Below are 691 nucleotides of genomic sequence, written 5' to 3'. Positions count from 1 at the left end.
CCCACCACCCACGCGATGGCCCACGACACGACGGCCAACTGCACGGCCGCCCGCACCCCCGCCCCCACGATCGCCCGCGCATACCCCCGCCCGACATCCCGCACCAGATGCGCGACGGCCGCCACCCCCGCCGCCGCGACGAGCAACACCCCCAACAACACGGCCAACGGCACCCCGACGGGCACCAACTCCGCATCCCCCTTCCCCAGGACCACCACGCGGGCCACCCTAGAACGCCCGCCGGGGCTTTCTCCCTCGGACGGCCACGAGACGGGTGACGTAGAGGACGGTGGCGCGTCGCATGGTGTACGAGGTCCCGTCGTGGAAGTCCAGCCGCCTCCCGCCCCGCGGCAGGGCGGTCATGTCGCGGACGGTGAACACCTGGCCCCCCACGAGCAGTTGATCCCCCACCCGCACCGAGGTGGCATCCACGGTCACCGGCACGTGCATGCCGCTCACCGCGCGCCCTCCTCGAACCGCGCCAGCGCCGCGCGGCGGTCCTCGTGGCACCAGCAGTCGCAGGACTGGTACACCACCGGCAGATCCTTCGGGGACGGCGGCACCTGCCCCTTCGTGCACTCCCGGTGCGCCTGCATATGGCACTCCGCCGACCGGTAACTCTCCACCGGCCGGGGCCGCACCGACGTCGCCGCCAGCAACGCCGCGTGCAGCCGCACGGGATCCGTCAGCC

At 73.4% G+C, this 691-nt stretch carries 1 protein-coding gene and 2 pseudogenes; all 3 read right to left on the bottom strand.

Translation table 11 applies throughout. The features are described 5' to 3' along the window. Nucleotides 1-218: pseudogene (locus RM780_RS27605) on the bottom strand (ABC transporter permease); the annotation flags it as partial. Between the two features lie 10 nt (nucleotides 219-228). Beyond that, complete coding sequence (locus RM780_RS27600) at nucleotides 229-459, bottom strand: hypothetical protein (RefSeq protein WP_311633637.1); 231 nt, start codon at nucleotides 457-459, stop codon at nucleotides 229-231. Next, nucleotides 456-691 (bottom strand): annotated as a pseudogene (locus RM780_RS27595) (hypothetical protein); the annotation flags it as partial. The gene RM780_RS27600 and the pseudogene RM780_RS27595, both read right to left, overlap by 4 nt.

It is taken from the genome of Streptomyces boetiae, assembly GCF_031845405.1.
GTDB lineage: Bacteria > Actinomycetota > Actinomycetes > Streptomycetales > Streptomycetaceae > Streptomyces > Streptomyces boetiae.
This window is presented reverse-complemented; position numbering and strand designations above follow the sequence as displayed.